Genomic DNA, 19660 nt, shown 5'->3' with positions numbered 1-19660 from the left:
ACAGCTTCTGCGTAACGAAAGCCCAAGGGAAGAATTGAATTCAAGCTGAGTAGAACTCAGCGGCCCTCGAACTGGTTCTGCCCCAGGCTGTTCACGAATCTCGGTCCGACCACGTCGAGTTCGCGCCGGTAGTCCTGCTCCCAGGTACCGAACGGATGCTGCGCAAGGTATTCGTTGCGGAAGCGATCGTCCTCGGACACCTCGGTCGTGCAGAACGACGGGATGGCCAGATCGACGACCGGTCCGTCGCGTTCCACCTCGGCGAGCAACAGCGGAGCGTCGTCGCCCAGGAACCGGTCGATGACCCAGCCGTCCTCGCCCAGCCACACCGAGGACCGGACCTTGACGATGACGTGCGCGGCGCGCGACACGATCTGGCCGGCGACCAGAGGATCGAGTTCGCGCTCTGCCTCGTAGCGGGTGCCCCCGGCGGCCGGGCCCTTGGCGGTCATGGTTCCGATGGCCTCGTCACCGAGCGCGTCCACCAGCTCGGACAGCGGGGCGTTCACATCGGCAGGTGCCGGACCCTGGAGCCGCACGCGTACCGCGTAGCCGTCAGCGGCGAACAGGTAGGCCTGCGCGATCAGAAGGGGGGTCGGGTCGGATGCGGCGACGGCGGGCATCTCGAGGAGGTAGAACTTCCGCTCGAATTCGAAGTCGCCGCCATCTGACATGCGCCGACGTTAACCCCGGCTGCAGTTTCGGCACCGCAGATGAGGTTCGTGTCCGCCCGGGGAAAAATGTGGCAAAATTTCTGGAGTTGAGCGGAACAGACTCAACCTTGACTGCGTTGTTCAACACGACAAGCATTTCGAGGGCGCCCTGTGCGGCCCTTGCGTACATGGAAAGGGAGGTGTCGTGGACTCGTTCAACCCGACGACCAAGACCCAGGCGGCCCTGACTTCGGCGCTGCAGGCGGCTACCGCCGCGGGCAACCCGCAGATCACCCCCGCCCATCTGTTGATGGCACTGCTGACTCAGAACGACGGCATTGCCGCACCACTTCTGGAGGCCGTCGGCGTCGAACCCGCGACCGTCCGTGCCGAGACACAGCGTGTGCTCGACCGGTTGCCCTCGGCGACCGGCTCGAGCTCGCAGCCCCAGCTGAGTCCGGCGGCGATCTCGGCGATCACGGTGGCCACCAACATTGCCACCGAGATGGATGACGAGTACGTCTCCACCGAGCATCTGCTCGTCGGTCTCGCGACCGGTTCCGACGATGTCGCGAAGCTGCTCACCGGCCAGGGCGCCTCGCCGCAGACGCTGCGCGACGCGTTCACCAAGGTGCGCGGCAGTGCACGCGTCACCAACCCGGATCCCGAGGGCAGCTATCAGGCGCTGGAGAAGTACTCCACCGACCTGACCGCGCGCGCCAAGGAAGGCAAGCTCGATCCGGTGATCGGCCGTGACCACGAGATCCGTCGGGTGGTGCAGGTGCTGAGCCGTCGCACCAAGAACAACCCGGTGCTCATCGGCGAACCCGGCGTCGGCAAGACCGCGATCGTCGAAGGTCTGGCGCAGCGCATTGTCGCCGGCGATGTTCCGGAGTCGTTGCGGGACAAGACCGTTGTGTCGCTCGATCTCGGCTCCATGGTGGCGGGTGCGAAGTACCGCGGTGAGTTCGAGGAGCGGCTCAAGGCCGTGCTCGACGACATCAAGAACTCGGCCGGCCAGATCATCACGTTCATCGACGAGTTGCACACCATCGTCGGCGCCGGTGCCACCGGCGAATCCGCGATGGACGCGGGCAACATGATCAAGCCGATGCTGGCCCGCGGCGAGCTGCGGCTGGTGGGCGCGACGACCCTCGACGAGTACCGCAAGTACATCGAGAAGGACGCCGCGCTGGAGCGCCGGTTCCAGCAGGTGCTGGTCGGTGAGCCCTCCGTCGAGGACACCGTCGGCATCCTGCGCGGCCTCAAGGACCGCTACGAGGTGCACCACGGTGTACGCATCACAGATTCGGCGTTGGTGGCCGCGTCCACGTTGAGCGATCGGTACATCACCTCGCGCTTCCTGCCCGACAAAGCCATCGACCTGGTCGACGAGGCCGCGTCGCGGCTGCGCATGGAGATCGACTCCCGACCCGTCGAGATCGACGAGGTGGAGCGGCTCGTGCGTCGCCTCGAGATCGAAGAGATGGCGCTGGCCAAGGAGGAGGACGCCGCGTCCAAGGATCGGCTGGAGAAGCTGCGTGCGGAACTGGCCGACAAGAAGGAAGAGCTGTCCGAGCTGACCACGCGGTGGCAGAACGAGAAGAACGCCATCGACGTCGTGCGCGAGCTGAAGGAACAGCTCGACACGATGCGCGGTGAAGCCGACCGGGCCGAGCGTGACGGAGATCTGGCCAAGGCTGCCGAACTGCGCTACGGGCGAATCCCGGAGATCGAGAAGAAGCTCGACGCAGCTGAACCGACCGCGAGAGCTCAAGAGAATCAGATGCTCAAGGAAGAGGTCGGACCCGACGACATCGCCGAGGTGGTGGAAGCGTGGACCGGCATCCCGGCCGGCCGGATGCTCGAAGGCGAGACGGCCAAGCTGCTGCGCATGGAGCAGGAGCTGGGCAAGCGCGTGGTCGGACAGAAGAAGGCGGTGCAGGCGGTCTCCGATGCGGTGCGGCGCTCCCGCGCCGGCGTCGCCGACCCGAACCGGCCCACGGGCTCGTTCATGTTCCTCGGCCCGACCGGTGTGGGTAAGACCGAGCTCGCAAAAGCGTTGGCAGAGTTCCTGTTCGACGACGAGCGTGCGATGGTGCGCATCGACATGAGCGAGTACGGCGAGAAGCATTCGGTGGCTCGCCTGGTCGGTGCACCTCCCGGCTACGTCGGCTACGACCAGGGCGGCCAGCTGACCGAAGCGGTGCGGCGGCGGCCGTACACGGTGATCCTGTTCGACGAGATCGAGAAGGCTCACCCGGACGTGTTCGACGTGCTGCTGCAGGTGCTCGACGAGGGCAGGCTGACCGACGGCCAGGGCCGCACGGTGGATTTCCGCAACACGATCCTGATCCTGACGTCCAACCTCGGCGCCGGTGGCTCGGAGGAGCAGGTGATGGCCGCGGTGCGGTCGGCGTTCAAGCCGGAGTTCATCAACCGCTTGGACGACGTGATCATGTTCGACGCGCTGGACCCCGAGCAGCTGGTGTCGATCGTCGACATCCAGTTGCAGCAGCTGGCCAGGCGACTGGCACAGCGCAGGCTGACGCTCGAGGTCTCGCTGCCCGCGAAGAAGTGGCTGGCCGAGCGCGGCTTCGACCCGCTCTACGGCGCACGGCCGCTGCGCAGGCTGGTGCAGCAGGCCATCGGCGACCAGCTCGCCAAGATGCTGCTGGCCGGCGAGGTGCACGACGGCGACGTGGTGCCGGTCAACGTCAGCGCGGACGGCGACTCGCTGATCCTGGGCTGACACCTCGCGACAAGACCCCGCCACACCCCGGTGTGGCGGGGTCGTCGCGTCTCGTCGCCACGCGTCAGCCGGATACGCTCGCCGGCGTGAGCTTGCCCACGGCCGACCACGTTCCCGGTCTGCCCACTCTTCTGCTGAACGCCTTCGAACCCTCGTCGATCGGCTATTCGATCGACGAGTACTTCCTGTCCGGGCGCGCCGTCTCGGCCGCGTCGGCCGACGAAGCCGATTACGTCACCCGGATCGTGGTCCTGATGCCGGACGCGCGTGCGTTCAACGGCACCGTTCTGGTCGAGTGGCTCAACGTCAGCGGCGGCATCGACGCACCCGCGATCTGGCGCATGGCGTCGCGCGAGATCACCCGATCCGGTTTCGGATATGTCGCGGTGTCGGCCCAGCGGGTGGGGGTGGAGGGCGGCGCCAGCCTACTTGGCGCTGATATGTCGCTGAAAACACAGAACTTGCAACGCTATTCGCGTCTCAACCACCCCGGGGACGCGTATGCCTACGACATCTTCACCCAGGTGGGGCGTCTGCTGAAATCGGGCGCTCTCGACACTGTCGCGCCGACGTCGGTGCTGGCGATCGGGGAGTCGCAGTCGGCGATGTTCCTGACCACCTACGTCAACGAGATCGATCGCGACGCGGCCGTCTACGACGGCTTCCTCGTGCATTCGCGGTTCGGCAACGCGGCTCCGCTCGACGGACGCAGCCCCATCGAGTCGACGGAACCGGCGCCGTACCGCGACGACCTGAGGGTGCCGGTCATGACCGTCATCACCGAGACCGATCTGCTGGACGGACGCGTGCTCGGCTACCACCGCGCGCGCCGACCCGACGGGCAGCGGTGTCGAACCTGGGAGATCGCGGGTGCCGCGCACGCCGACAACTACGTGATCCGGGCGGGGTTCGTCGACAGCGGTTCGCTGTCGGCCGGCGACCTCGCCGCGGCATTCGCCCCGACCAGGCAACTGCTGGGTACCGAGCTGTCGTACTTCATCAACTTCGGCCCGCAGCACCACTACGTTCTGCAGGCCGCCCTGGCCGGGCTGGATGCGTGGGTCCGCACCGGTGAGCCGGCGCCCTCCGCCGAACTCCTTCAGCTGACCGACGATGACCCGCCGGCGCTGGTGACCGACGCGCACGGTCTCGCCCGTGGCGGTGTGCGTACCCCGTGGGTCGAGGTCCCGGTGGCGCGCACATCGGGAACGGCACCCGACGAGAGCCCGATGTCGTTCCTGTTCGGCTCCGGCGAGGTGTTCCCCACCGACACGCTGACCAGGCTGTATCCGGGTGGTCGGGCTGAGTACCTGGACGCGTTCACCCTCTCGCTGGACGCGGCGATCGCAGCGGGCCACCTGTTGGCGGCCGACCGCGCCGAGATCGTCGAACTCGCTGGACTCGGCTTTCCCGCCTGAGTCGCGATCTGCCCCGTGACCTGGTTGTTACCTGATCGGATTCGAATAGGTCCGGCAGAAGCGGATACTCTTTAGCCAATGGTCCCGCTTTGGTTCACGCTGTCCGCACTCTGCTTCGTGGGTGCGGCCGTGTTGCTGTACGTCGATCTCGACCGCCGCCGCGGACTGGGCCGTCGCCGCAAGTCGTGGGCCAAGTCGCACGGCTTCGACTACGAGCACGAGTCCGGCGACATCCTGAAGCGGTGGAAGCGCGGCGTGATGTCCACCGTCGGTGACGTCACCGCCCGCAACGTGGTTCTCGGGCAGATTCGCGGCGAGGCCGTGTTCATCTTCGATCTCGAAGACGTCGCGACCGTGATCGCGCTGCATCGCAAGGTCGGCACCAACGTCACCGTCGACATGCGTCTGAAGGGCATCAAGGAGCCGCGCGAGAGCGACATCTGGCTGCTCGGGGCGATAGGCCCGCGGATGGTGTACTCGACCAACCTCGACGCTGCCCGCCGCGCCTGCGACCGCCGGATGGTGACCTTCGCCCACACCGCGCCCGACTGCGCAGAGATCATGTGGAACGAAGGCAACTGGACGCTGATCAGCATGCCGGTCACGAGCACGCGCGCCCAGTGGGACGAAGGGCTGCGCACCGTCCGTCAGTTCAACGACCTGCTGCGCGTGCTGCCGCCGACACCCACCGCGTCCACCGGGCAGCCCGTCGCACGCCGCAGCGGCTCGCCCAGCCGTCCGATCACCCCCGCGCCGGCGGGCCGCGAACTGCCCCCCGGCTACGCCGGTCAGCCCCGGCCGGACCCGCTCCGTCGTCCCGCGCCGCCGGTTCAGCAGCCCGCGCAGCGCAACGGGCGGCAGTCGCCGAACTATCAGCGATAAGTATTCTCTGGGGCATGCCCCGCCCCGTCGCTCTGATCACCGGGCCGACGTCCGGGCTCGGTGAGGGCTTCGCCCGCCGCTATGCGATGGACGGCCACGACCTGGTCCTGGTTGCCCGCGACGCCGTGCGCCTCAACACCCTGGCCGCCGAACTGCACGACGAGGCTGGGGCCGATGTCGAAATCATCCGCGCCGACCTCGCCGAGGCCGACGACCGCGCCGCCGTCGCGGATCGGCTGCGTTCCGGTGTACACGTGCTGGTGAACAACGCCGGATTCGGTACGTCGGGGGAGTTCTGGACCGCCGATTACGAAGTCCTGCAGTCTCAGCTCGACGTCAACGTCACAGCCGTCATGCAGCTGACGCACGCGGCGCTGCCGTCGATGCTGGATGCGGGTGAGGGCACCGTGCTCAACGTGGCCAGCGTCGCCGGCCTGCTGCCCGGCCGGGGGTCGACGTACTCGGCATCGAAGGCGTGGGTGGTGTCGTTCTCCGAAGGGCTGGCCAACGGCCTCGGCGGCACCGGCGTGGGGGTGCACGCGCTGTGCCCCGGCTTCGTGCGCACCGAGTTCCACGAACGCGCGGGCATCGACATGGCGGGCACTGCCGGCTTCCTGTGGCTGGAGGTCGACGACGTGGTCCGGGAGACCATGGCCGACATCGCGAAGGACAAGGTCGTGATCATTCCCGGCCTGCAGTACAAGGCGCTGACCACCGGCGGGCGCATCGTGCCGCGAAATGTGGTGCGCGCGTTGACCAAAGTGGTGGGCAAGGGCCGTGGTCGGACCTGAGGCGCCGTGCGGGTAATCGCCCTGCTCACAGCGATCGTGCTGGCTGTCGCATCGTGCTCGGGTGACGCGGGCGCGCGCGAAGACGTCTTCTCCGCGACGACGGCCACGTTGGGTGAGTCCCTGGAGATCCTCGGCTGGAACATGTCGGTGGCCAACCTGCAGTTCGACGCCGACTACGTCCTCGTCGACGTCGATGCGGCCCCCGCCGCCGAGGGAGTGACGCCGGCGAACCCGGAGGACCTGCGCTTCGGCCTCTACGGTGCGCTCGCCCATCCGATCGAGGCCAACGGCATCGGTGGCTGCCGTGACGTGACAAACCTGGATCTGCAACCGTTGTCGGTGACGCCGGACCGGTTGACGGGGACGGTCTGCCTGGGACCGCAGCGGGATGAGTCCCAGGTGCGCGGGGTCTACGTGTACTCCCCGCGCGACCGCATCGCCGGAACCACCGTGGCGTACCCGGCGGCGTTTCCCGTCGGGGTGTTGCCCACCAACGCCAATGACACCGGCCTGACTCTCAAGACCAGCAGCGTGGACGCCTTCTCCGAAGACGGGGCTCAGCTGGCGCCGACCGCGCTGGGTGAGCCGAAAGCATTCGAGGGCAAGGGCTACATGCTGCTCGGCCTCGAGGTCGACGGGCTTGCGCAGCGCTATCGCGAGGATTCCGCGAAGCGGGGCGGGCCGATGATGGTGCTGGCCGCGCCGACGCTGCCCGGCAGGGGCCTCAGCCATGCCTGCGGGATCTACGGTGCGTCGGTGCTGGTGCTGCCGGACGCCTCGCGCGACGGCGTGCAGTTGCGCGCGTCGCTGTGCACGCAGGGCGAGATCAACCAGGCTCTGCTCTACGCGACGGTGTCGCTGGTCGGGACGCATGCGGCGCTGTGGAAACAGGACGTCTCGCAGTGACCGAGCCGCCCGGCCCCACCGAGTGGGGTGCGGGTCCCGGCGTGGGTCCCTGGGAGGGCGAACCGCCCGACGACCCACGCTACGACGCAGACCTGTTGCGCACCGGTGACACCCGCAATGTCGTTGACGCTTATCGGTATTGGACGCGCGAGGCGATCATCGCCGACATCGACCGGCGCCGGCATCCGCTCCACATCGCGATCGAGAACTTCGGCAACGACGCCAACATCGGCGGGGTGGTCAGGACCGCGAACGCATTCGCCGTCGACACCGTGCACATCGTGGGCCGCCGCCGGTGGAACCGGCGCGGCGCCATGGTCACCGACCGCTATCAGCGCCTGCGTCACCACGAGACCACCGCCGAGCTGCTCGGCTTCGCCGCCGATGCGGGGTTGGCGGTCGTGGCCGTCGACAACGTCCCCGGCGCGTCCCGTCTGGAAGACACGCTGCTGCCCCGCGACTGCCTGCTGGTCTTTGGTCAGGAAGGCCCCGGTATCACCAACGACGCGAAAACCGGTGCGCGGCTAACAGTCTCGATCGCACAGTTCGGATCGACGCGCAGCATCAACGCCGCCGTAGCCGCCGGCATCGCCATGCACGCCTGGGTCCGGCAGCACGCCGACCTCGGGCAGGCCTGGTGAATCAGGGCGCGGAGCCGGGCCGCCGGCGACTTCAAGCCGGGGCCGCAGCAACCACCAAACCGCGACCGAGGATGTCAGCAGCAGCGCTGCACCAACGCCTGCCGCCAGCGAAAGGCCATCTGTAAAGGATGCTTTCGCGGCATCGAGCAGTACGGTCTGCTGAGCCTCGGGCAGCGTGTGTGCGGCATGGATCGCGTTCGCCAGCGAGTCGCGGGCCTGCCCTGCAACAGCAGACGGGATCTCGGGTGCGATGGCGACGCCGCGGTAGACCGCGGTGACGATCGATCCGAGCGTCGCGATACCCAGCGCCATGCCCAGCTCGTAGGCAGTCTCGGACACTGCGGCCGCCGCGCCCGCACGCTCCTTCGGCACGCTCGCCAGGATCACGTCGCTGGCCACGGTGAACGCCAGACCCAGGCCCACACCCACGACGAACAGCGAAATGCCCAGCGGCAGATACGGAGCCATCGGGGTGAACACGATCAGCGATGTCATCAGCGCAGCCATCGCGACACCGACGAGCGCCAAACCGGCGGTCAGCACCGAGCGGTGGGAGAAGTAGCGCACGGCCACGCCGGCGAGCACGCCGAACACCGTGGCGGTGACCGCGGCGGGCAGCTCCGCCAGACCCGCCTTCAACGGCCCGTATCCGTGCACGAGCTGGAAGTACTGGGACAGGAAGAACACCAGCCCGGACAGGCCGAGCACAGACAGCAGGTTGGCCGAAACCACCCCGGAGAAGCGAGGATTGGCGAACAGCCTCACGTCGATCAACGGCGCCGGGAGGCGCAGCTGGCGGCGTACGAACAACGTCAGCGAGGTCGCGCCGACGATACCGGCCACCACGATGTCGACACCGATACCGTGGGCCAGGCCGGTGAAGCCCTCCTTGATCGCATAGACGAGGCCGAGCATGCCCACCATCGACAGCGCGACACTGGGCAGATCCCACGGCCCCGGGTCGGGGTTGCGGTGCTCGGGCAGCAGCACGAGGCCGCCTGCGAGGAGCACCACCATCACCGGGATGTTGATCAGGAACACCGATCCCCACCAGAAGTGCTCCAGGAGAACGCCTCCCACGACCGGGCCGAGCGCGGCGCCCGCCGAGAACGCCGACGCCCAGATGCCGACGGCGATGCTGCGCTCCCGCTGGTCGGGGAACAGACCGCGAATCAGGGCCAGGGTGGCTGGCGCCAGCGTCGCCCCCGCCATGCCGAGCAGGGCGCGCGTCGCGATCAGGATCTCGGGGCTCGTCGAATAGGCGTTCATCGCCGAGAACACCGCGAAAGCCACTGCGCCGCAGAGGAGAAGCTTCTTGTGCCCGATGCGGTCGCCGAGGCTGCCCATGCTGATCAGCAGAGCGGCGAGCACGAAGGAGTAGATGTCGCCGATCCACAGGATCTGTGTGCCGGTGGCGCCGAGGTCGGCGCTGATGAACGGTGTCGCCAGCGCAAGTACGGTGCCGTCGATGCCGATGAGGAGGACGGCCATGGTGAGGACGCCGAGAGCGAACCAGCTTCTGCTCATTTCTTCACTCCGTTGAGTAGGAGGTCGGTGATCAGCCGGTCGAAGTCGCGGGCGGCGGCGCGGCCGGCCCGGATGGACCAGGCCGTCGCGGCGATCAAACTGTAGAACGCCTCGGTCAGCCAGGCCGCGGTCAACTCCGGCCGGAATTCGCCCTCACGCTGTCCGCGCAGGAACATCTCGGTGATGGCGGAGTCGACCTCGTCCCAGATCTCGACCGTCGTGTCGAAGTCGAGGTCTTGGCTTTGGCTGTACATCAGCGCGAGGTAGGGGTAGACCGGCTGGCTCGCCGCGACCAGTCGGCGTAGCGCGTCGGTGGCGGAACCCTCGTCGAGCCGGACCGTTTCGAGCACCTCGCGCATCTCGGCGATGACGAGTTCCTCCAGCGCGGCCATCAATGCAGCGCGACCGGCGAAGTGCCGGTGCAGCGTCGCTCGGCTCACGCCGACGGCCGTGGCGATCTCGTCCTGCGTCGCGTTGGGGCGCCGGCCGAGGAAGTCGGCGGCGGCGCGCAGCAGCCGTTCGCGAGCCGGGGTCATGCGACAACACTAGCTCACTTGAGACATATTTGTCTCATAGCCTGTGTGGCCTCGGTAGGGCAGGATCAACGGCATGGATCAGATGTGGGCCAACCGCGCCGCCAGCGCCGAAGCCGCCATCGCCAAGCGCCATCTCCGCAAGGTGTGGGGGCTGCCGGGCACCCAGCTGGGAGTGGTCGCCTGGCCCGCCGCGGGCGCTCATCGGCGCTTCAAGACCTGGCACTACTGGTGGCAGGCCCATCTGTTGGACAACCTGGTCGACGCCCAGCTGCGCGATCCGAAGCCCGAGCGCCTCGCGTCGATCACCCGTCAGATCCGCGGGCATCGGCTGCGCAACATCGGCAGGTGGACCAACAGCTACTACGACGACATGGCGTGGCTGGCCCTGGCGCTGGAACGCGCCGGACGCCTGGCCGATGTGGCGCGGCCGAAGGCCCTGCACCAGCTCGCCGACCAGTTCCTGACGTCGTGGGTGCCCGAGGACGGCGGCGGCATCCCGTGGCGCAAGCAGGACCAGTTCTTCAACGCCCCCGCCAACGGCCCGGCCGCGATCTTCCTGGCTCGGTACGAGGACAGGCTGCGCAGGGCGCAGCAGATGGCCGACTGGATCGACGAGACGCTGATCGACCCCGAGACGCATCTGGTGTTCGACGGCATCAAGGGCGGCTCGCTGGTGCGCGCGCAGTACACCTACTGCCAAGGAGTGGTGCTCGGCGCGGAGACCGAACTCGCCGCGCGCACCGACGATCCCCGCCATGCCGAACGAGTGCACCGGCTCGTCGCGGCCGTCGCCGAACACATGGCCCCCGACGGCATCATCAAGGGCGCGGGCGGCGGGGACGGCGGCCTGTTCAACGGCATCCTGGCGCGCTACCTCGCGCTGGTCGCCACGGATCTGCCCGGCGACAGCGAGGCCGACGTCGCGGCCCGCGAGACGGCCGCGAAGCTGGTGCTGACGTCCGCGCGTGCGGCGTGGGACAACCGGCAGGCGGCCGAGAATCTGCCGCTGTTCGCCGCGTTCTGGGACCGACCTGCCGAACTACCCACGGCCGGAACGAAAGACGCGCAGTTCGTGGAGGGCGCCGTCAACTCCTCCGAGATTCCCGAGCGCGACCTGTCGGTGCAGTTGGCCGGCTGGATGCTGATGGAAGCGGCCCACTCGGTTGCAGGGACCTTGGAGAACGCGGCCGAGTGAGCGAACCGACCACCCAGCGGGGTTTCCCGCTGCTGCCGTCGCGGCGCACCCGCGGCAGCAAGGCCACCAGAACTACCGACAACACCGCCGCAGCGCTGCTGCTGACATTCACCGTCATCGCGATCCTGTGGGCGAATTCGCCGTGGGCCGACAGCTATTCGGCGCTGCTGGACACCCACGTCGGCGTCACCTTCGGCAGCCACCACTTCGAGATGACGGTCAAGCACATTGTCAACGACGCGTTGATGACGTTCTTCTTCTTCATCGTCGGGCTCGAGGTGACCCGCGAATTCACCATCGGCGAGCTGACCGACCGGTCGCGCGCCGCGGTGCCGGTGGTCGCCGCCGCCGCGGGTCTGGTGCTGCCCGCCCTCGTGTTCCTGGCGTTCAACCCGTCCGGTGAGAACGCCCAGGCGTGGGGTGTGGTGATCTCCACCGACACCGCGTTCCTGGTCGGTGCGCTGGCGATCATCAAGCCGATGTTTCCGGCCCGTGTGCGGCTGTTCCTGCTCACGCTGGCCGTGGTCGACGACGTCGGGGCGCTGATCGCGATCGCGCTGTTCTACTCCGACAGCGTCCAGGTCGGGCCGCTGGTGGTGTCGGTGCTGCTGATCGTCGCGCTGGCGTTGGTGCGGTTCCTGCCCAGGGAGCGGGGGCCTGCCTACGCGGTACTCGGTGTGGCGTTGTGGATCGGGCTCTTCATGGCGGGCATCCATCCCACGCTCGCCGGCGTCGCCGTCGCGCTGCTCATCCCCGTCTTCACCCCGACCCGGCGTCCCGTCGAGAAGGCCGTCGAACAGATCCGGGCGTTCCGGCAGTCTCCCAACTCGCAGTACGCGCGCGCCGCGAGCCGCTCGCTGCGCGAGTCGATCTCGATCAACGAACGCCTGCAGACGGCTGTCGGCCCGACCGTGTCGTTCGTCATCCTTCCCCTGTTCGCGCTCGTCAACGCCGGGGTCCGGCTCGACAGCCAGAGCCTGATGACGGCTCTGCGCTCGCCGCTGACGTGGGGCATCGTGGCCGGTCTGGTCATCGGCAAGTTCGTCGGCATCACGGGGGCCACCTGGCTGATCCGTCGCACCGGACTCGGACAGCTCGCGCCCGGCCTGACGCTGCGCCGGATCGCAGGCGGCGCGGCCCTGTCGGGCATCGGCTTCACGATCTCGCTGTTCATCGTCGACATCGCGATCGCCGACCCCAGCCGTCAGGACCAGGCGCGGATCGGCGTGCTCGCGGCGTCGGTCATCGCGTTCGTGTTCGGGTGGGCGATCTTCCGAATCACCGACTGGATCAGTCCACCCGAGCCGGTCGGGTTGAAGCTGCTGCGCCCGGTGGACCCCGAGCGCGATCACGCCCGCGGGAGCCACGACGCACCGCTGACGCTCGTCGAGTACGGCGACTTCGAGTGCCCGTTCTGCAGCCGGGCCACCGGTGCGATCGACGAGGTCCGCGCCCATTTCGGCGACGACCTTCTCTACGTGTGGCGCCACTTTCCACTGGAGCGGGCGCACCCCCGCGCGTTCGATGCCGCCCGGGCCAGCGAAGCCGCCGCCCTGCAGGGCAAGTTCTGGGAGATGGCGCGGCAATTGTTCGCCCACCAGGACGACCTGGAGTGGTCCGACATCTACCGCTACGCCGTGGCGGCGGGCTGCGACATCGAGCAGTTCGACCAGGACGTACGGGTGCACTCGAAGAAGGTGCTGCACCGCGTGGAGGACGACGCCGAGGACGCCGACGCGATGGACCTCAACGCGACCCCGACGCTGTTCGTCAACGGCAAGCGGCACAGGGGTCCGTGGGACGCCGCGAGCCTGATCCGGGCGTTGGAGGCGGGCCGGAGCTAGGTCGTCTGCTCGTCTGCGTCCATGGGCGGCGTCGGGATTCCCGCCCGCTTGGCGGCCTTGCGGCGCTTGTACCACTCGAAGGCGATCGGCAGCACCGACAGGATGACGATGCCGATGACAATCGGCTCCAACAGTTTCTGGATGATCTCGATACGGCCCAGCCAGTAGCCGAGAAGCGTCAGCCCGGCGCCCCAGACGACGGCACCGACGGCGTTGTAGAGCGTGAACACCGCGTAGTTCATCTTGGCGGCACCGGCGGTGATCGGGGCCAGCGTGCGCACGATGGGAACGAACCGGGCGATGACGATCGCAAAAGGGCCGCGCTGCTCGAAGAAGAGGTGGGCCTCGTCGAGGTACTTCTGCTTGAGGAATCGCGCGTTCGGTTTGAACATCGCAGTGCCGACATTGCGCCCGATCCAATAGCCCACCTGCGCGCCGAGTATCGCCGCGATCGGGATGAACAGCAGCAGCTGCCAGAGCTGGAAGTTGACCTGAGCGACGTTGCCCTCGGCGGATGCCGTCTGGATGCCCGCGGCGAGCATGCCCGCCACGAACAGAAGCGAGTCGCCGGGAAGGATCGGGAACAGCACCCCGGACTCGACGAAAACGACGACGAGCAGCCCGATCAGGGCCCAGGTTCCGAAGTAACTGAGGAGGTTGATCGGGTCCAGGAAATCGGGCATCAGCGCGAGATTGTCGACGACCACGGCCCTAAGGGTACCGGCGGCTTAGGCTGAGTCATGCCCACCCACAAGGCCGTGCAGGTCCCCTCAGCCAACGAAGCGCTCACCCTCGTCGAGGTGGAGACCCAGTCCCCTCCGGCCGGTCATGTCCGCATCGCCGTCGCCGCGTGCGGCGTGTGCGGCACCGACCGCGAGTTCCACGCCGGCCACTTCCCAGGGTTGGAGTGGCCCCTCACGATGGGTCACGAGATCGCGGGCACGGTCGCCGAGGTCGGCGACGGGGTCGAGGACTTCGCCGCCGGGGACCGGGTGGCCGTCGGTTGGTTCGGCGGCAATTGCAACCGCTGCATTCCGTGCCGTCGGGGCCAGTTCATGCAGTGCGTGCGGATGCAGGTGCCGAGCTGGCAGTACCCGGGCGGTTACGCGGAGTCGGTGACGGTTCCGTGGACCGCGCTCGCGCGCATCCCCGAGGGTTTGTCGTTCTCGGAGGCGGCGCCGATGGGGTGTGCGGGCGTGACGACCTTCAACGGGCTGCGGCAGACCCGCGCCAAAGCCGGCGACCTCGTCGCCATCCTCGGTGTCGGCGGCTTGGGGCACCTCGGTGTGCAGTGGTCGCGGGCGATGGGATTCGAGACGGTCGCGATCGCGCGTGGCACCGGCAAGGCCGAGGAGGCCACCAAGCTCGGCGCGCATCACTACATCGACTCCACGGCGCACGACGTCGCCGAGGAGTTGCAGAAGCTGGGCGGCGCCGCTGTCGTCCTGGCCACCGCGAACAACGCCGAGGCCATGGCCGCCACCGTCGGCGGGTTGGGGCCCGCCGGCGAGCTCGTCGTGGTCGGCGTGACGCCGGAAAACCTACCGGTCAGTCCGCTCGACCTGATCAACGCCGGGCTGTCCGTATCGGGCCATCCGTCGGGCACCGCGCGCGACGTCGAGGAGACGCTGCACTTCGCACTGCTGACCGGCGTGCGCGCGATGATCGAGGAGCAGCCGCTGGCCGAGGCCGCCGAGGCCTTCGCGGCGATGGACGAGGGCCGTGCGCGCTACCGCAGGGTTCTGACCGTGTGAGGCAGGCCCGTTCTTGAGATACTTGCTCGCAACGTCAGCCGAGAGGAACCGCCATGCCCATCGCCACGCCCGAGGTCTATGCCGAGATGCTGAGCAGGGCCAAGGAGCACTCGTTCGCGTTCCCCGCCATCAACTGCGTCGGCTCGGAGAGCGTGAACGCCGCGATCAAGGGCTTCGCCGACGCCGGGTCTGACGGCATCATCCAATTCTCCACCGGCGGAGCGGAATTCGCCTCAGGGCTGGGTGTCAAGGACATGGTGACCGGCGCGGTCGCGCTTGCAGAGTTCGCGCATGTGATCGCCGCGAAGTACGACGTCACCGTCGCGCTGCACACCGACCACTGTCCGAAGGACAAGCTGGACACCTACGTGCGGCCGCTGCTCGCCATCTCCGCCGAACGGGTGGCAAAGGGTCAGAACCCGCTGTTCCAGTCACACATGTGGGACGGATCGGCGGTGCCGATCGACGAGAACCTGTCGATCGCCCAGGAATTGCTCAAGCAGGCGGCCGCGGCGAAGATCATTCTGGAGATCGAGATCGGTGTGGTCGGCGGTGAGGAGGACGGCGTCGAGGCCGAGATCAACGACAAGCTCTACACCACGCCAGAGGACTTCGAGAAGACGATCGAGGCCCTCGGCGTCGGCGAGCACGGCAAATACCTGCTCGCCGCGACATTCGGCAATGTGCACGGCGTCTACAAGCCGGGCAACGTCAAGCTCAAGCCGGAGGTGTTGGCCGAGGGTCAGAAGGTGGCGTCGGCCAAGCTGGGACTCGACGACGGCTCGAAACCGTTCGACTTCGTATTCCACGGTGGCTCAGGCTCGTTGAAGTCCGAGATCGAAGATTCGCTGCGCTACGGCGTGGTCAAGATGAACGTCGACACCGACACCCAGTACGCGTTCACCCGCCCGATCGTCGGCCACATGTTCTCCAACTACGACGGCGTGCTGAAGGTCGACGGCGAAGTCGGCAACAAGAAGGTCTACGACCCGCGCAGCTACTTCAAGAAGGCCGAGGCCTCGATGAGCGAGCGTGTGGTCGAGGCGTGCAACGACCTGCACAGTGCGGGCCGAAGCGTCTCGGCGGGTTAGCAGCCCGGCGTTCGAAATAACGTCGGCAAAAGGTGGATCTCGGCGCGCTACTGAGGGGCCTGGCAGATCTTCCACTGGTCGTCGCGGAATTGCAGATCGAAGCTGCGGGTCGAGCGGGTCTGGGGAGCGTAGGCCATGAATGTGGTGACGTTGGCCTCCGCGTGGTCGCCGTTGACCACGATCTGGTCGATGCTTGCGACGACGGGGTACTGGCCCGCTTCGGTGACGCGCCGGTGGGTGTCCGACCACTTCTTGTCGTCGAGGTTGTTGTAGCCCTCGGCCGTCGTGCCGCAGGTGATGCTGCGCAGCGTCGCCAGATCACCCTTCTCGATGGCCGCGTCGTAGTTCTGGATCGTGGAGCGGACGTTGTCCTCCTGGGAGGCCGCCGCTGTCGATCCGCGTGTCAACAGGATGGTGCCCACCACCGCGACGGCGGCCAGCGCCGCGATCACCAGCACGATCGCGATCACCCAACCCCATTTCCGCTTCGCCTTGGGCGGCTTGGGGGTTTCGCCGCGCGGCGGAATCATCTGCGGGGCAGCAGGTTTCTGCGCCGCGAAATTCTCGGTGGGGGTACCGGGATCACGCACGGAGAACTGTTCGGTGGCCGGGTCGCCTGCCCGGTTGATGATCTGCGTGGAGCCGGCGTCGAACCCGGATGGGGCGGTGAAGCGCCGCTCGTTCGGGTCTACCGTCAACTCGTCGCCCTGCGAGTCGGCGGGGGCGAACACCTCGGTGGCCGGTTCGGCGTCGGAGGCGGCGGGCACTTGCTCGGTGGGCTCGTCCGAGTTGTCAGGCCCTTGGGGGTTCGACATACCGCGGAAGCTTAGCCATCCGCGGTGACGGTTGCCCGCACCCACACGGCACAATGGGGCCCATGACTCGGATGGGTGATCTCCTCGGACCGGAACCTGTGTTTTTGCCCGGCGATCCCGACGCGGAGGCCGAGCTCGACGCCTCGGAAAACCCGTCGCTGGTCGCCGCCGCGCACCCGGCGGCCTCGATCGCGTGGGCGGTGCTGGCCGAGCAGGCCCTCGATGCCGAGCAGGCCGTCGCCGCCTACGCCTACGCCCGCACCGGGTACCACCGCGGGCTCGATGCGCTGCGCCGCAACGGATGGAAGGGCTTCGGCCCGGTGCCGTTCTCCCATGAACCCAACCAGGGCTTCCTGCGCTGCGTCGCAGCCCTGGCCCGCGCCGCCGAGACGATCGGCGAGACCCCGGAGTATCAGCGCTGCCTCGACCTGCTCGACGACTGCGATCCGCGGGCGCGCGGCGAACTGGGCCTCTAGGCCCGACCGCTAGCGGTTCTGGCTCTCGCACTCGCAGTCGGCCGCGCTGTCGGGAGGTTCCACCTGCACCGTGGCGTGGTCCAGCCCGCGCGCGGTGAGGACGGCGCGGGCGTCGTCGAGCACCTGCGCGGAATCGCGGTTGCTGGTCAGGTGGGCCGTCACCATGTCCTTGCCCGGCACGAGCGTCCACACGTGCAGGTCGTGCACCTCGGTGACCCCATCGACGGCGCACAGCGCGTCGCGGAGTTCCTCGACGTCGACGTGGGCGGGGGAGGACTCGGAGAGGATCCGCAGCGCCGCTCTGGCCAGGGCGATCGCCCGAGGCAGCACCCACAGTGCGACGAGTACCGCGACGACGACGTCGGCATAGGGCCATCGGGTGGTCACGGTGACGATGCCCGCGATCAGTACGCCGATGCTGCCGACGGTGTCGGCGACGACTTCCATGTAGGCGCCTTTGACCGCGAGGCTCTCCTTGGAGTGGGACCGCAGCAGGAACACGACCACGGCGTTGGCGATCAGGCCGGCCAGCGCCACCACGATCATCGGGACGCCCGGGATGTCGGGCGCGTCGCCGAGCCGCTCGAATGCCTCGTAGAGGATGAAGCCGGCCACGCCGAGCAGCAGCACGGCGTTGGCGACGGCGGTGAACACCTCGGCGCGGTGCCAGCCGTAGGTCCGCGACGGTGAGGTGCTGCCGCGCTTGGCCAGCAGCACGGCGGTCAGGCCCATGAACATCGCGACGAGGTCGGTGAGCATGTGGCCGGCATCGGCGAGCAGAGCGATCGAGTTGATCGCCAGCGCGGTGGTCAGCTCGACGACGAAGAAGACGGTGAGGATCGCCGCGGCGATGAGCATGCGGGAGACCTTGGTGTCGCCACCATGGCCGTGGTCATGTCCTGCTCCCATGCCGAGCAATATATGCGGAATTCTGCATATGTTGCAAGGGTCAGAGCCAGGCAGACCAGAACCGGGTCAGCTCACCGCCGATCTGCGCCAGCACCCGCGGCAGGTCGGACAGCTCGAACATCCAGTACACCGCGCCGAAGAACCACTGGTTCAGACCGGGAGCGAGCAGCACGAGGAGCAGGATCAGCAGTCCCCACTGCTTGGCGGGGGCGACGGCGCGCTGTGTCTCCGGGCTCAGGTGCGGCTCCAGCGCTCCGTAGCCGTCCGTTCCGGGCACCGGCAGGATGTTCAGCAGGAACGCGGTGATCTGCAGGAAGCCCAGGAACGCCATGCCCGCCCAGAACACCGCGTGGTCGGGGTCATAGAACAGCCTGGTCACGGCGAGCAGTAGCACCGCGAACGCAACGTTGACCGCCGGGCCTGCGAGGCTCACCAGCGTCTTCTGCCGTTTCGTCATGTACGCCGTCTGCACGTACACCGCCCCGCCGGGCAGCCCGATGCCGCCGAGGGCGATGAACAGCACGGGCAGGCCGAGTGACAGCAGCGGATGCGAGTACTTCAGCGGGTTGAGGGTCAGGTAGCCGCGGATCGCGACATCGCGGTCGCCGAACCGGTACGCCGAGTATGCGTGCGCGAATTCGTGCAGACACAGCGTCACCAACCAGCCGAAGATGACGAAGACGAACACCCCGACGTAGGCCAGCGGATCCCGCGGATCGGTCGTCGTCCACGCGAGCGCGCCGCCGGCGGCAGTGACTGCGGCCAGGGCCAGGAAGATCGGGCTCGGCCGCACCGACTGGCGCAACGGGCGGATGTTCACGAGTCGAGGCTAGACGCGCAGCCAGCCCTCGGTGTGGCGGTAGAACGCCGAGCGGCGCGCAGGCCGCGACACCGGTTCGCCGTCGCGGACCACCAGCGCGCCGGTGGTGCCCAGCTGGGCCGCCCGCCCGCTGATCCAGCGTTTCGGCCGCATCCGCCCGGACAGGACGGCGGCACGCAGCCCCGGCATCGTCGTGAGCGGCTCGATGCGTACGGCGGTCGCCTCGCCGTCGAACAGCGGTTCGTCGTCGACGATCGCCTCACCTCGGATCGTGCGCTGACCCTCCTGCGGCAGCCAATACGCCGCATCGGTGATGACGGTGCCGGTCTCGTCGCGGACCAGGGGCACCCGGGTCGCGGCTGCGCTGCGCGCGTGCCCGGCCTGCCAGGGTCGCTGCACGTGGGCGACCTCGATGTCGAGCCGGTCGGCCCGCAGCAGCCGGGTGAGCACCGCCGACAGGTCGCGGTGGGCGCCGACGACGACGAGGCGGCGGTGGTCGGTAAGTCCGTCTTTCGGGTCGGTCAGGACGGGCAGGTCGCGCAGCGCCCGGGGGACGCGACGGCTGCCCGGCCGTACGACGGCCATGTCGGATGGGTGCAACTAGCTCCTTAGATCGAGCCGCTGATCAGGCCGGATGTCCATCGGATAGG

General features: G+C 68.1%; 19 protein-coding genes. 11 read left to right on the top strand and 8 right to left on the bottom strand.

The window, feature by feature from the left end; translation table 11 throughout:
- Positions 1 to 56 precede the first annotated feature (56 nt).
- Complete coding sequence (locus tag ACAG24_RS11360; protein WP_370473167.1) at positions 57 to 674, bottom strand: CYTH domain-containing protein; 618 nt, start codon at positions 672 to 674, stop codon at positions 57 to 59.
- A 184-nt stretch (positions 675 to 858) separates the two neighbouring features.
- Between ACAG24_RS11360 and clpB the strand changes: the two genes are divergently transcribed.
- From clpB to ACAG24_RS11330, 6 genes are all read left to right on the top strand, one after another.
- Complete coding sequence (gene clpB / locus ACAG24_RS11355; RefSeq protein WP_370473166.1) at positions 859 to 3405, top strand: ATP-dependent chaperone ClpB; 2547 nt, start codon at positions 859 to 861, stop codon at positions 3403 to 3405.
- 86 nt (positions 3406 to 3491) lie between these two features.
- Entirely contained in the window at positions 3492 to 4823 is a 1332-nt protein-coding gene (locus tag ACAG24_RS11350) for an alpha/beta hydrolase domain-containing protein (RefSeq protein WP_370473165.1), read from the top strand.
- A 78-nt stretch (positions 4824 to 4901) separates the two neighbouring features.
- A complete protein-coding gene (gene ttfA / locus ACAG24_RS11345) occupies positions 4902 to 5705 on the top strand; it encodes a trehalose monomycolate transport factor TtfA (RefSeq protein WP_370473164.1) in 804 nt (267 codons plus the stop codon).
- 14 nt (positions 5706 to 5719) lie between these two features.
- On the top strand, positions 5720 to 6496 hold the full coding sequence (locus tag ACAG24_RS11340; RefSeq protein WP_370473163.1) for an SDR family NAD(P)-dependent oxidoreductase: 777 nt from the start codon (positions 5720 to 5722) through the stop codon (positions 6494 to 6496).
- A 6-nt stretch (positions 6497 to 6502) separates the two neighbouring features.
- Positions 6503 to 7402, top strand: coding sequence for a hypothetical protein (locus ACAG24_RS11335; RefSeq protein WP_370473162.1), 900 nt, complete (start codon positions 6503 to 6505; stop codon positions 7400 to 7402).
- Positions 7399 to 8043: a TrmH family RNA methyltransferase gene (locus ACAG24_RS11330; protein WP_370473161.1), complete on the top strand. Its 645-nt coding sequence runs from the start codon at positions 7399 to 7401 to the stop codon at positions 8041 to 8043. The genes ACAG24_RS11335 and ACAG24_RS11330 overlap by 4 nt, the downstream gene beginning before the upstream one ends.
- On the opposite strand, the gene ACAG24_RS11325 is transcribed toward ACAG24_RS11330, so the two are convergent.
- Together ACAG24_RS11325 and ACAG24_RS11320 are read right to left on the bottom strand one after the other, a co-directional pair.
- Positions 7927 to 9570, bottom strand: coding sequence for an MFS transporter (locus ACAG24_RS11325; protein ID WP_370473160.1), 1644 nt, complete (start codon positions 9568 to 9570; stop codon positions 7927 to 7929). The two genes, ACAG24_RS11330 and ACAG24_RS11325, sit on opposite strands and share 117 nt — an antisense overlap.
- Positions 9567 to 10106, bottom strand: coding sequence for a TetR/AcrR family transcriptional regulator (locus ACAG24_RS11320; RefSeq protein WP_370473159.1), 540 nt, complete (start codon positions 10104 to 10106; stop codon positions 9567 to 9569). Before ACAG24_RS11320 ends, ACAG24_RS11325 begins: the two co-directional genes overlap by 4 nt.
- Before the next feature lie 73 nt (positions 10107 to 10179).
- Between ACAG24_RS11320 and ACAG24_RS11315 the strand changes: the two genes are divergently transcribed.
- Positions 10180 to 11301 (top strand): glycoside hydrolase family 76 protein, encoded by a 1122-nt coding sequence (locus ACAG24_RS11315; protein WP_370473158.1) that lies wholly within the window; start codon positions 10180 to 10182, stop codon positions 11299 to 11301.
- Positions 11298 to 13145, top strand: coding sequence for a Na+/H+ antiporter NhaA (gene nhaA / locus ACAG24_RS11310; RefSeq protein ID WP_370473157.1), 1848 nt, complete (start codon positions 11298 to 11300; stop codon positions 13143 to 13145). The genes ACAG24_RS11315 and nhaA overlap by 4 nt, the downstream gene beginning before the upstream one ends.
- Here the strand turns inward: nhaA and ACAG24_RS11305 are convergent.
- Positions 13142 to 13828 (bottom strand): DedA family protein, encoded by a 687-nt coding sequence (locus ACAG24_RS11305; protein ID WP_370473499.1) that lies wholly within the window; start codon positions 13826 to 13828, stop codon positions 13142 to 13144. The two genes, nhaA and ACAG24_RS11305, sit on opposite strands and share 4 nt — an antisense overlap.
- A 57-nt stretch (positions 13829 to 13885) precedes the next feature.
- Here ACAG24_RS11305 and ACAG24_RS11300 point away from each other — a divergent pair, with 57 nt between their 5' ends.
- Together ACAG24_RS11300 and fbaA are read left to right on the top strand one after the other, a co-directional pair.
- Positions 13886 to 14899 (top strand): alcohol dehydrogenase catalytic domain-containing protein, encoded by a 1014-nt coding sequence (locus tag ACAG24_RS11300; protein ID WP_370473156.1) that lies wholly within the window; start codon positions 13886 to 13888, stop codon positions 14897 to 14899.
- 53 nt (positions 14900 to 14952) lie between these two features.
- Positions 14953 to 15990: a class II fructose-bisphosphate aldolase gene (gene fbaA, locus ACAG24_RS11295; RefSeq protein ID WP_370473155.1), complete on the top strand. Its 1038-nt coding sequence runs from the start codon at positions 14953 to 14955 to the stop codon at positions 15988 to 15990.
- Between the two features lie 47 nt (positions 15991 to 16037).
- Here the strand turns inward: fbaA and ACAG24_RS11290 are convergent, their stop codons facing one another.
- Positions 16038 to 16805: an Rv0361 family membrane protein gene (locus ACAG24_RS11290; RefSeq protein ID WP_370473154.1), complete on the bottom strand. Its 768-nt coding sequence runs from the start codon at positions 16803 to 16805 to the stop codon at positions 16038 to 16040.
- Positions 16806 to 16867: 62 nt separating this feature from the next.
- Here ACAG24_RS11290 and ACAG24_RS11285 point away from each other — a divergent pair, with 62 nt between their 5' ends.
- The gene (locus ACAG24_RS11285) at positions 16868 to 17281 is read left to right on the top strand and encodes a DUF3151 domain-containing protein (protein ID WP_370473153.1); all 414 of its coding nucleotides are present in this window, start codon (positions 16868 to 16870) and stop codon (positions 17279 to 17281) included.
- A gap of 9 nt (positions 17282 to 17290) precedes the next feature.
- Here the strand turns inward: ACAG24_RS11285 and ACAG24_RS11280 are convergent, their stop codons facing one another.
- Genes ACAG24_RS11280 through ACAG24_RS11270 form a run of 3 tightly spaced genes read right to left on the bottom strand, consistent with a single transcriptional unit; the run spans position 17291 to position 19595 of the window.
- Positions 17291 to 18190 carry a cation diffusion facilitator family transporter gene (locus tag ACAG24_RS11280; protein ID WP_370473152.1) on the bottom strand — a complete coding sequence of 300 codons (900 nt, stop codon included), beginning with the start codon at positions 18188 to 18190 and terminating at the stop codon, positions 17291 to 17293.
- A gap of 40 nt (positions 18191 to 18230) precedes the next feature.
- Positions 18231 to 19010, bottom strand: a complete 780-nt coding sequence (locus tag ACAG24_RS11275; RefSeq protein WP_370473151.1) for a site-2 protease family protein — start codon at positions 19008 to 19010, stop codon at positions 18231 to 18233.
- Between the two features lie 9 nt (positions 19011 to 19019).
- Positions 19020 to 19595 carry a peptidase M50 gene (locus tag ACAG24_RS11270; RefSeq protein ID WP_370473150.1) on the bottom strand — a complete coding sequence of 192 codons (576 nt, stop codon included), beginning with the start codon at positions 19593 to 19595 and terminating at the stop codon, positions 19020 to 19022.
- Positions 19596 to 19660: the final 65 nt, after the last annotated feature.

The organism is Mycobacterium bulgaricum (assembly GCF_041287165.2).
Classification (GTDB): Bacteria; Actinomycetota; Actinomycetes; order Mycobacteriales; family Mycobacteriaceae; genus Mycobacterium; species Mycobacterium bulgaricum.
Note: the sequence above shows the minus strand (reverse complement) of the source record. Positions and strands in the feature narration are given on the sequence as shown.

Coding starts and splice junctions, on each gene's coding strand:
- ACAG24_RS11360 (WP_370473167.1), bottom strand. CDS start 674: ATGTCAGATGGCGGCGACTTCGAATTCGAGCGGAAGTTCTACCTCCTC.
- ttfA (WP_370473164.1), top strand. CDS start 4,902: ATGGTCCCGCTTTGGTTCACGCTGTCCGCACTCTGCTTCGTGGGTGCG.
- ACAG24_RS11340 (WP_370473163.1), top strand. CDS start 5,720: ATGCCCCGCCCCGTCGCTCTGATCACCGGGCCGACGTCCGGGCTCGGT.
- ACAG24_RS11325 (WP_370473160.1), bottom strand. CDS start 9,570: ATGAGCAGAAGCTGGTTCGCTCTCGGCGTCCTCACCATGGCCGTCCTC.
- ACAG24_RS11320 (WP_370473159.1), bottom strand. CDS start 10,106: ATGACCCCGGCTCGCGAACGGCTGCTGCGCGCCGCCGCCGACTTCCTC.
- ACAG24_RS11315 (WP_370473158.1), top strand. CDS start 10,180: ATGGATCAGATGTGGGCCAACCGCGCCGCCAGCGCCGAAGCCGCCATC.
- ACAG24_RS11305 (WP_370473499.1), bottom strand. CDS start 13,828: ATGCCCGATTTCCTGGACCCGATCAACCTCCTCAGTTACTTCGGAACC.
- ACAG24_RS11300 (WP_370473156.1), top strand. CDS start 13,886: ATGCCCACCCACAAGGCCGTGCAGGTCCCCTCAGCCAACGAAGCGCTC.
- fbaA (WP_370473155.1), top strand. CDS start 14,953: ATGCCCATCGCCACGCCCGAGGTCTATGCCGAGATGCTGAGCAGGGCC.
- ACAG24_RS11290 (WP_370473154.1), bottom strand. CDS start 16,805: ATGTCGAACCCCCAAGGGCCTGACAACTCGGACGAGCCCACCGAGCAA.
- ACAG24_RS11285 (WP_370473153.1), top strand. CDS start 16,868: ATGACTCGGATGGGTGATCTCCTCGGACCGGAACCTGTGTTTTTGCCC.
- ACAG24_RS11280 (WP_370473152.1), bottom strand. CDS start 18,190: ATGGGAGCAGGACATGACCACGGCCATGGTGGCGACACCAAGGTCTCC.
- ACAG24_RS11270 (WP_370473150.1), bottom strand. CDS start 19,595: ATGGCCGTCGTACGGCCGGGCAGCCGTCGCGTCCCCCGGGCGCTGCGC.